Annotated in this window: 9 protein-coding genes; 5 read left to right on the forward strand and 4 right to left on the reverse strand. The window is 61.8% G+C overall.

The genetic code is table 11. The annotated features are described in order from the left end of the window. The first annotated feature begins 3 nt into the window (after positions 1-3). The 3 genes from GC125_RS00660 to GC125_RS00670 all read left to right on the forward strand — a co-directional run bounded on the left by GC125_RS00660 (position 4) and on the right by GC125_RS00670 (position 4,193). Entirely contained in the window at positions 4-3,144 is a 3,141-nt protein-coding gene (locus GC125_RS00660; RefSeq protein WP_151983266.1) for an efflux RND transporter permease subunit, read from the forward strand. A gap of 19 nt (positions 3,145-3,163) precedes the next feature. Beyond that, entirely contained in the window at positions 3,164-3,532 is a 369-nt protein-coding gene (locus GC125_RS00665) for a hypothetical protein (RefSeq protein WP_151983267.1), read from the forward strand. A gap of 181 nt (positions 3,533-3,713) precedes the next feature. Continuing rightward, positions 3,714-4,193 (forward strand): c-type cytochrome, encoded by a 480-nt coding sequence (locus GC125_RS00670; RefSeq protein ID WP_286165309.1) that lies wholly within the window; start codon positions 3,714-3,716, stop codon positions 4,191-4,193. 32 nt (positions 4,194-4,225) lie between these two features. Here the strand turns inward: GC125_RS00670 and GC125_RS00675 are convergent, their stop codons facing one another. The 4 genes from GC125_RS00675 to GC125_RS00690 form a co-directional block, all read right to left on the reverse strand. Next, the gene (locus GC125_RS00675; RefSeq protein ID WP_151983279.1) at positions 4,226-6,544 is read right to left on the reverse strand and encodes a heavy metal translocating P-type ATPase; all 2,319 of its coding nucleotides are present in this window, start codon (positions 6,542-6,544) and stop codon (positions 4,226-4,228) included. A gap of 251 nt (positions 6,545-6,795) precedes the next feature. Further along, positions 6,796-7,524 (reverse strand): nickel/cobalt transporter, encoded by a 729-nt coding sequence (locus GC125_RS00680; protein WP_151983268.1) that lies wholly within the window; start codon positions 7,522-7,524, stop codon positions 6,796-6,798. A 38-nt stretch (positions 7,525-7,562) separates the two neighbouring features. Continuing rightward, on the reverse strand, positions 7,563-8,885 hold the full coding sequence (locus GC125_RS00685) for an MFS transporter (RefSeq protein WP_151983269.1): 1,323 nt from the start codon (positions 8,883-8,885) through the stop codon (positions 7,563-7,565). A 12-nt stretch (positions 8,886-8,897) separates the two neighbouring features. Next, on the reverse strand, positions 8,898-9,176 hold the full coding sequence (locus GC125_RS00690; RefSeq protein WP_151983216.1) for a metal-sensing transcriptional repressor: 279 nt from the start codon (positions 9,174-9,176) through the stop codon (positions 8,898-8,900). 103 nt (positions 9,177-9,279) lie between these two features. On the opposite strand from GC125_RS00690, the gene GC125_RS00695 reads away from it, so the two are divergent. Next, positions 9,280-9,657 carry a hypothetical protein gene (locus tag GC125_RS00695; protein WP_151983270.1) on the forward strand — a complete coding sequence of 126 codons (378 nt, stop codon included), beginning with the start codon at positions 9,280-9,282 and terminating at the stop codon, positions 9,655-9,657. Positions 9,658-9,715: 58 nt separating this feature from the next. Beyond that, positions 9,716-10,058: HupE/UreJ family protein (locus tag GC125_RS00700; RefSeq protein WP_199864389.1), on the forward strand; the 343-nt coding region annotated here is incomplete at its 3' end.

Genomic DNA, 10,058 nt, shown 5'->3' on the forward strand with positions numbered 1-10,058 from the left:
ACAATGTTCACGTTTCTCGTCACGCAGTCGCTGCGGAACCGCATGCTTGTCCTGGCCCTGGCGACAGTCCTCGTTATCTACGGCGCCTTCGTCTCCACGCGTCTGCCGGTCGATGTTTTCCCGGATTTGAACCGTCCGACCGTCACCATCATGACCGAGGCGGAGGGACTGGCACCACCTGAGGTCGAGCAGCTTATCACCTATCCCCTGGAAACGCAGATGAACGGTCTGCCGGGGGTTTCCCGTGTCAGGTCCGTTTCCGGGGTCGGACTGTCGATCGTGTATGTCGAGTTCGATTGGGACACCGACATCTATCTGAACCGCCAGCAGATCGCGGAACGTCTCGCATTGGTGCGAAACCAGCTGCCGCCGGACGTCGCACCGCAGATGGGCCCGATCTCGTCGATCATGGGCCAGGTAATGCTGGTGGCCATGACGGCGCCGGACGGCGTATCGCCCATGGAATTGCGCGAGGCGGCCGATGTTCTAGTGCGGCCGCGTCTTCTGGCCGTTCCTGGCGTCGCACAGGTCATCCCCATCGGCGGCGAGGTTCGCCAGTTCCGGATCGCGCCGAACCCGGCAGCGCTACGCGCTCTCGGCGTGACACTCGAACAGGTCGAAACGGCCCTTACGTCTTTCGGCGCCAACACCGGTGGCGGCTTCACCGACCAGCACGCACGCGAGTACCTGATCCGCAATATAGGTCGCAGTCTCAGCCTCGACGACCTGCGCAGCGTTGTCGTCGCCACCGTTGGCACACAGCCAATTCTCCTCGATCAGGTCGCGGACGTCTCGTTCGGTGCACGGCTGAAGCGCGGCGAAGCGGGCTATATGGGGCGTTCGGCAGTCATCATCTCGGTCGAAAAGCAGCCCGATGTTGATACGATCGGCCTAACACGCCAACTTGAAGCGGCGCTCGGCGAAATAAGCGCCTCTCTCCCGAACGGTATCAAGGCCGACCAGGTGTTATTCCGGCAGGCGGACTTCATCGAGACCTCGATCTCCAACGTGCAGACGGTCCTGCTGGAGGCCATCGTCGTCGTTGCAATCGTCCTGTTCGCTTTTCTTCTGAATGTCAGAACAACGGTCATCTCGCTCACCGCGATTCCCGTTTCGATCCTTGCGACCGCCATCATCTTCCACTTGATGGGTCTGTCCATCAACACGATGACGCTTGGGGGTCTGGCGATCGCCATCGGCGAACTCGTCGACGACGCGGTGGTGGATGTCGAAAACATCTTCCGGCGCCTGCGCGAAAACAGGGAGCTCGGCAACCCGCGATCCACCTTCGACGTGGTGGTCAGTGCTTCACAGGAGGTGCGGTCGGGTATCGTCTACGCGACGGTCATCATCGTTCTGGTCTTCGTACCACTCTTCGCCCTGTCCGGCATCGAGGGACGCCTTTTCGCTCCTCTCGGCCAGGCATACATCATCTCCATCCTAGCAAGTCTCGTCGTCTCGATCACGCTGACCCCGGTCATGGCCTATTACCTCTTGCCGAGCCTCAAGCGGCTCGATGAGCACGAGGGGTTCCTTGTCCGGTGGCTCAAGCGCGGCAACAAGGCGCTTCTCGAGCGTGCCTTCCGCTGGCCGCGCATGCTTATGGGAATAGCGTTGATCGGTGTCGTCGCTGCGGTGGTAGCCGCGACAGCGCTGCCCCGCGCCTTCCTGCCCCCCTTCAACGAGGGGACACTGACCATCTCGATGGCGTTCAACCCCGGCATTTCGCTCGCGGAGTCCCACCGCGTCGGGCTGATCGCCGAACGGTTGATCATGGAGGTGCCGGAGGTTCGTGTGGTCGGCCGCCGGACGGGACGCGCCGAACTCGACGAGCATGCCGAAGGCGTTCACTCCTCGGAGATCGAGGTGGATCTCATCGAGGGAAGAGCAAAAACGGAAATCGTCGCCGACATCCGTTCGCGTCTGGCAGTCCTTCCGGTCTCCGTAAATGTCGGACAGCCGATTTCACACCGCCTTGATCACATGCTGTCCGGAGTGCGAGCTCAGATCGCGCTCAAGATCTATGGCGACGACCTCGACACGTTGCGTTCGCTTGCCGAGAGCATGCGCGGACGCATGGAGAATGTTCCTGGCATCGTCGATCTGCAGGTCGAAAAGCAGGTCCGCATTCCGCAGCTTGAAATCCATATTGATTACGATCGGGCTGCGCTCTACGGGATTCAGCCGGCAAGGATTACCGAGGAACTGGAGCAACTCTCCAACGGACGTGTCGTTTCCCGTCTCGTCGACGGCAATCGATCCTATGAGGTGGTCCTGCGGCTGGACGACACCGCCCGCACGACGCAGTCGCTCGGGGACCTCCTGATCGAAACACCGGCAGGCTGGGTGCCTGTGCGCGAGCTGGCCGACGTCCGCGAGACCGATGGCCCCAATCAGATTCTTCGCGAGAACGGGCGCCGGCGCGTGGTGGTGCTGGCCAACACCGACGGGGAAACCGATATGGCCGCGGTGATTGAGGGCATCCGCGGCGAGATCGCGGCGGCGCAGTTGCCGCCGGGCTTCTCGACAAGTCTTGAGGGAACGTTTCAGGCTCAGGAGGAGGCGACCAGGACGATCGGCGCACTCTCCTTGATATCGCTTGCGATGATCTTTGCCATTCTCTACAGCCGATACCGATCAGCGGTCTGCGCTCTCATCATCATGGGCAGCGTACCCCTGGCGCTGATAGGCTCCGTCGCCGCGCTGTGGCTTTCGGGCCAACCGCTTTCGGTGGCCTCGATGATCGGCTTCATCACCCTGACGGGCATCGCGGCGCGTAACGGCATCCTCAAGATCAGTCACTACATCAATCTGGCGATCCATGAGGGTTTGCCTTTTGGACGCGATCTCGTGGTCCGGGGCAGCCTTGAGCGTCTTACGCCTGTTCTGATGACCGCGCTTTCCGCGGGCGTCGCGCTCATGCCGTTGATGATCGATCCGTCGGCGCCCGGCAAAGAAATCCTGCATCCGGTCGCAGTGACGATTTTCGGAGGACTGGTGTCATCGACATTGCTCGACACCTTCCTGACGCCTGTCCTCTTCCTGCGCTATGGCGAGAAGTCATTGAAGCGACTGGTCGATGCAGCGCGCGTCGAACGCGAAACCGCAACCCTGCCCACCAGCGCAGTTCCGCAATCCTTCTGAAGAAACAAGGAAGCCAACAATGAATTACCGAATCCTCGCCCTCGCTGCAGCGCTGACTATACCCAGCATTGCGAACGCGCATGAACCTCGACCGGGTCCCAATGGCGGTACATTGGTCGATGCAGGAGCCCATCATGTCGAACTCGTCACGAAGGATACGAGTGTCGAAGTTTATCTGAGCGATGCTTCCGATGCGCCCGTGCTCAGCGAAGGGTTCAAAGGCACAGCTATCCTTATTGTCGAAGGCAAGCCTCAAAGGGTGGCTCTGGAGCCCTCCGGAGGTTCGCAACTCTTGGGCCAGGCGGCAGCTCCAGTTGCTTTTCCAGTCAAAGGTGCGGTTCAACTGACGGCCCCAGATGGGGCTACGTCGCAAGCCAAGTTCGAGTAACCAAACCCGACCAGGCGCTGCGGGCGATACGGAGTAATCCTGGAGCGAGCGGATCTGTCGCGTTGGCAGCCTCTTTCGCTTTGGATATGGCGGCTTGGGCGCTGGGAAGTCTGCTTCAAAGCTTCGGCGCCCAATGTTCGCTCTATGTCCAGTCGTTGGTCGACATGGAGGAAATGACGTCTTGGCGAGTGACCCGATGATCCGGAAGCCGATGTGGCACGCCCGGTTTATAGCCCCCGCAGCATTGATGCTCGGCATTTTGCTCCTGCCTGCCGCAAATTTTTTGCAGGTCGCAAAGGCGGACATGATCACGGGCCGCGCGCTCTACATCGAGCACTGCGCCACCTGCCATGGTGTCAACCTTGAGGGACAGCCCGATTGGCGCAGCCCTGATGCCAACGGCCTCTATCCTGCGCCGCCCCACGACGAAACCGGACACACCTGGCACCACGACGATACGATGCTGCTCGACTACATTACCCGCGGTGGCCAGGCGGTGCTTGATGATATGGGCATAACGTTCACGTCAGGCATGCCGGCCTTCGGTTCGGCGCTGAACGAGCGTGAGATCAAGGCCATCCTCGACCATATCAAGTCTACGTGGCCGGAAGATATTCGGGAAACGCAGGCGCAAAGATCGAAGGCGGTCGCAGGCGATTGACCGCTTTGGACTCCTTGAGAATCCTCAGCATTTCACAGTTCGATCCGCCGCAGTCGCAGCGCGTTGCTGATCACTGACACAGACGACAGGCTCATCGCTGCTGCTGCAATCATTGGTGACAGCAACATGCCAGTGACCGGGTAAAGCAATCCTGCAGCAACCGGCACGCCAAGGGCATTGTACGCAAATGCGAAGAACAGGTTTTGCTTGATGTTGCGGAGCGTGGCACGCGCAAGCTTGCGCGCCCGAACGATGCCCATGAGGTCACCGCCCAACAGGGTGATGCCTGCGCTTTCCATGGCAACATCCGCCCCGGTCCCCATTGCGATGCCCACGTCGGCAGCGGCCAGTGCGGGGGCGTCGTTCACACCGTCGCCTGCCATGGCAATCTTGTGGCCATCGCGACGCAACTGGTCGATCAGCTCCTTCTTGGCCTCGGGTAAAATGCCCGCGCGCACCTCGTCGATGCCAAGCCTGCCAGCAACCGCCTGCGCCGTGCGTTCGTTATCACCCGTCGCCATGATCACCCGCAGGCCTTGAGCATGAAGTTCCCGGATGGCCTGCGCGGTACTGTCTTTGATCGGGTCTGCCACCGCCACAATGCCGGCAAGCGCGCCATCGACCGCGATGAACATCGCCGTTTTACCCTCCTTACGCAGGGTGTCCGCCTTTGCTTCGGCAGCGCCCGTCTCCAGCCCCATCTCCCGCATCATCGCCGCATTGCCGAGCGCCACCGCGCGTCCGCTAACCTTGCCGCGCACTCCCTTGCCGATGACCGCTTCGAAATCCGCAGCCTCCAGACGTGGGGCGCCCTGCGCTTCGGCGCCTTCGACAATCGCTTCCGCCAACGGGTGTTCCGAACCCCGTTCGAGGGCGGCCGCCAGCGATAGCAGATCGATCCTGGTGATATCCCCCAACACAATGGTATCCCTCAGCTTCGGCTTGCCCATGGTCAGGGTGCCGGTCTTGTCCACGATCAGCGTATCGACCGCCGCCATGCGTTCCAGCGCCTCGGCGTCCTTGATCAGCACCCCCGCCTGCGCCCCGCGCCCGGCCGCCGTGGTGATCGAGATTGGTGTCGCCAGCCCGAGCGCGCAGGGACAGGCAATGATCAGCACTGAGACCGCTGAGGCGATGGCAAAGACCAGCGCGGGTTTCGGACCGACGGTCAGCCAGACGATGAAGGCGATGATCGCGATGGCCACCACGGTCGGCACAAAGACTGCCGACACCCGGTCCGCCAGCCCCTGAATCGGCGCGCGCGACCGGCGGGCGTTCGAGACCATGGCGACGATCTGGGCCAGCACGGTATCGACGCCGACCTTGCCGGCTTCGATCACAAGAGATCCGTTCTTGTTGATCGTGGCCCCGGTCACCGCGTCGCCCGGACCCTTTTCGACGGGCATGGACTCCCCGGTCAGCATGCTTTCGTCCAGAGACGAGTGGCCCTCGATCACCGTTCCGTCCACCGGGACTGCACCACCTGGGCGGACGCGCAGCCGGTCGCCCTCCATGATGTTCTCCAGAGGCGCGTCGTATTCAGTGCCATCTGGCAGAATGCGCCGCGCCGTCTTCGGTGCAAGATCGAGAAGCGCGCGGATCGCGTCGCCAGTGCGTTCGCGCGCTCGGAGTTCCAGGACTTGGCCGATGAAGACCAGAGTGACGATCACCACCGCCGCCTCGAAATAGGTGCCGACACCATGGCCCATCCGGTATTGTTCCGGAAACACGCCCGGCAGGAACGTCGCGACCAGCGAATAGAGGTAGGCTGCTCCGACCCCGAGGCTGATCAGCGTCCACATGTTCGGTGAGCGGTTCAATACCGAGTCCCAGCCACGGCGGAAGAACGGCAGCGCGGCCCAGAGAATGATTGGTGTCGCCAGCAGAAACTCGAAATAGCTTGCCGTCTGGTGCCCGATCCAGTCGCGCACCGGCAGGGCAACGAGTTCGCCCATCGTCAGCACGAAGAGCGGCACCGCCGCCGCCGCCGAGATCCACATCCGGCGTGTGAAGTCGGTCAGTTCCTCGCTGGGCTCGTCCGAGGGCAGCATCGGCTCCAGCGCCATGCCGCAGATCGGGCAGGATCCCGGGGCATCGCGGACAATCTCGGGATGCATCGGGCAGGTGTACTGGACATTGGCGGGGGCCGCATTCTTCCGCCCCGCGGCGCGACCCGAGGCATAGAACCAGGGATCCGCCAGGAACTTGGTCTGACACTTGCCCGAGCAGAAGTGGAAGTCCTCACCACCAAAGCTTTCCGTTCTGGTTTCTGGCTTCAGACTCACCGTCATGCCGCAAATGGGATCGATGGCCGTAGGGCCAGTTGCAGGCTCCACGTGGACCTTCGACATTTCGGCGTCTGAATGGGGGTGGCCTTTGTGAGGATCGACGGTGGACATGATGTTCTCCTTTCGCGGTCACTGCCGCCTGAAGACCTATGCGCCGGCCTTCACAATCTATGTGCTCCTTTCTGTTGCTGGAAGGTCAAGCTCTGATGACAGGTCGGTAGAAATGTCGATCGTTGCCAACCATTCGGCGGGCCACTGAGTTCGAGCATTTCTGGAGAAATTGTAAGTCGTCTTAGAAAACATGCGTCCGCTATCTAGGGTTCCGCGATTGTCCGGAACGCGATCAGGACCAGAATCAGACCGGGCAGTCCTTCGATTACCCGGCTCACCTGGTTAAGCAGCAAGAGACGTGACGCAATCAAGGCCGCAAACGCTTGACGGAAGAAGACGGTCGCCAGCGCGACAGCCGAAAGCGTCGTTGCGACGCCGAGCATCATCATGGCCGCGAAGGCGAGCCCAGCCTCGGTGATGCCGCGCTGCATCGCAAAGATCATGACGAACAGCGTGAGCGGACACGGGATCAGCCCGGCGACGATGCCGACCAGCAGGCCCTTGTTTTCACCATCACCGTGTCGGTGCCCACGTACTGCGCGCCACAGCATCCATAGTCCAATCAGGCCCAGGAGACCGCGGCTGACATTTTCCATGGCAGGAGCGCGACCGACGCTGCCGAGTGCGATGGAAATGAGCGGCAGCGAGAACAGCGCGATGATCACGGCCATCAGGACAAGGGTGAACGACAAGGTCAGCGAAACCGCCAGACCGCGTGCGACAGAGATCGTCGATCCGGCGAGATAGGTCGCTAGAACCGTCTTGCTGTGCCCCGGCGTCAGTGCATGGACGGCGCCGAAGACGATCGCCATCGGCAGAAACGTCGCCAGGTCCAGCCATCCGCCGCCGGAAGCAAATGCCCGGATCGTGTCGGCAAAGGTCAGATAGATGTCCCGCTGGACGTCGATCAGGCTCTGGACGAGGAACGGCATGCTTTACGCTTTCCGATGCGGGCCGGATTGGCGCTCCTTCAAGGGCGCGCTTGTGGCCACGCATCGTGAAGATCATCGATCACGAAGGCATGGGCGTGGCGTCGGTTGCCGGCATGCCCTCCTTGCGTCCAGTGCGGATGACTAGCCGGCAGGTTCGCATGGTCGTGTTCGACGACCTCAGGGTCGCCGGCAGGCCAAAGCATGGCCGAACAGGTTACGCCCGCGACTGCGATCGTCGCCAAGATCGTGGCCGTGGCCGGCAGCCCGAGGCTGGCGCCGGCCCATCCCGCAAGCGGGTAGGTGACGAGCCAGCACGCATGGGACAGGGCGAATTGCGCGGCAAACAATGCCGGTCGGTCTTCCGGATGGGACGAGCGCCTGAGCAGGCGACCGGAAGGCGTCAGCGCGAGAGAAAAGCCAATGCCCATGAAGCCCCAAACCAGAAGCAGAAGGCCGTAAGAGTGGATGAACGCGGCGGCACCTGTGGCAATCGTGATCACCGACGCACCTGCAAGCATCACCGGACGATCGGCGAGACTGTCGAGCAGCCGGGGCAGCAACAGCGCGACCGCCATGGATCCGCCGCCAAACGCTGCGAGCGCGCCCGCCGTTTCGCTTTGCCCAAGCCCGAAGATCGCCTGGACGTAGACGACGGTGTTGACGATGACGAATGCGCTGCCGCCGGCAACGGCCATGTTGATGGCCAGCAATCCGCGCAGGCGGGGTGTGGCGAGATAGATGCGGATGCCGCGCGTGGTGCGATCGTAGATGCCGCGAGGTTTGCTCGGCTTCGGGCTCGGAAGAAGGACCGTCAGCACGAGGGCTGCGGATGCGAGAAAGCCAACGACCGTGCCGGCAAAGAGATTGTGGAAGCTGATAATTGTGAGAAGAGCGGCGGCAATCATGGGGCTGACGAGACTTTCCAGATCATAGGCCAGCCTTGAGAGGGAAAGCGCTCGCGTATAATCCTTCTCGTCCGGCAGCACGTCTGGAATGGTCGCCTGAAACGTCGGCGTGAATGCAGCAGACGCCGACTGAAGCGCGAAGATCAGCACATAGACCTGCCAGACTTCCGAAACGAAGGGCAGCAGTAAGGCAACTGCCGCCCGGACGAGATCGAGCGCGACCAGGGTTGTCCGGCGGGGCAACCGCTCGGCAAAGGCAGCAGCGATCGGCGCGACGCCGACATAGGCCACCATCTTAATGGCAAGCGCGGTCCCAAGCACGGCGCCCGCGTTATCGCCGGCCAGATCGAAGGCAAGCAGGCCGAGCGCCACCGTCGCAAGCCCGGTGCCGAGCAACGCAAGGATTTGGGCCAGGAAGAGATGCCGGTAGGTGCGGTTCTTGAGAACGGCAATCATGAGGAAGCGCCTTCAGAGATATTTTGCCAGTGCCTTGAGGTCGTCGACGAACTGGCGGTCCGGTCCCGCCTCGCGGTCGCTCGGCGTTCCCAGGCAATGATCGAGATGATCGTGAATGAGGGTCCGCTTGGCCTGCTGAACGGCCTTCTCCACGGCGTGCATCTGCTGCGCGATGTCGAGGCACGGACGCTCCGCCTCGATCATCGCAATGATGCTCTTGAGATGTCCTTCAGCGCGCTTGAGGCGCTTGACGATGTCGGGATGCGAGGCATGAAGGTCGGCATGAGTCATTGCAAGAAGCTATCCCCCCGGGGAGGATAGGGCAAGCGCCATCATCTCGCCACCGAATCGCGGGAAAGGTGCTCTTAACCATTGCGGGGGTATCGCTGGCACTATGGTCAACCGTCTTCAAAGCGTCGGGCTGCGCGTCGTCATCGCCTGTGCGGTGGCGTTGTCGCTTATGCTGGCGCCGCCGACGGGATCAATGTCCCATGATCCGTTCACGGTTGCGCAGGCAGAGGCCGAACGCCATCAGGCGCTTTCCGCAGAAATTGCAGAACGCGGACATTCCCATGACGATGGCTGGAGCGATGAGGCCCACTCGGGTCATCTCCACGGTCATGATGCGTCGGACCATCTGCACGACACGCCAGGTGACCCGCCCGCGACGCCATCCATGCTTGTCGCCGCCAGCGAGAGCTGGGATGTCGCGAGCTTCTACGACATTCTCCCATTGCAGATATTCGAACTGGATCGACCGCCACGCGCCTGAGCGATAGCCCGGCCTCGGAAAACCGAGGCTCGTTCTTCCTCAATGCGGATATTGATCCATGACACGACCACCTTCTCGGGGTGGCGGTCGAACGCTTCCGGCGTTCGCTCCCCGCCTCACGACCGGGCTTATCGCGCTCGGCCTGATGCTCGCCTTAGCGTCCTCGGCGCTGGCCCACGCGGTCACCGCCGGCGACCAGGGCTACATCCAGGAAATCAGCGGGGTGAACCTCATTCCGTTCATCTATCTGGGGGCCAAGCACATGGTCACCGGTTACGACCACATCCTGTTCCTGCTCGGCGTGATCTTCTTCCTTTACCGGATGCAGCACATCGCCATTTACGTGACGCTGTTTGCCATCGGTCATTCGACGACCATGCTTCTCGGCGTCTACTTCAACA

It is taken from the genome of Rhizobium sp. EC-SD404 (genome assembly GCF_902498825.1).
GTDB lineage: Bacteria > Pseudomonadota > Alphaproteobacteria > Rhizobiales > Rhizobiaceae > Georhizobium.

What these genes read in the sequence shown, in the direction of transcription:
- GC125_RS00675 (WP_151983279.1), bottom strand. Translation starts at nt 6,544, where the DNA reads ATGTCGAAGGTCCACGTGGAGCCTGCAACTGGCCCTACGGCCATCGAT.
- GC125_RS00665 (WP_151983267.1), top strand. Translation starts at nt 3,164, where the DNA reads ATGAATTACCGAATCCTCGCCCTCGCTGCAGCGCTGACTATACCCAGC.
- GC125_RS00680 (WP_151983268.1), bottom strand. Translation starts at nt 7,524, where the DNA reads ATGCCGTTCCTCGTCCAGAGCCTGATCGACGTCCAGCGGGACATCTAT.
- GC125_RS00690 (WP_151983216.1), bottom strand. Translation starts at nt 9,176, where the DNA reads ATGACTCATGCCGACCTTCATGCCTCGCATCCCGACATCGTCAAGCGC.
- GC125_RS00685 (WP_151983269.1), bottom strand. Translation starts at nt 8,885, where the DNA reads ATGATTGCCGTTCTCAAGAACCGCACCTACCGGCATCTCTTCCTGGCC.
- GC125_RS00660 (WP_151983266.1), top strand. Translation starts at nt 4, where the DNA reads ATGTTCACGTTTCTCGTCACGCAGTCGCTGCGGAACCGCATGCTTGTC.
- GC125_RS00695 (WP_151983270.1), top strand. Translation starts at nt 9,280, where the DNA reads ATGGTCAACCGTCTTCAAAGCGTCGGGCTGCGCGTCGTCATCGCCTGT.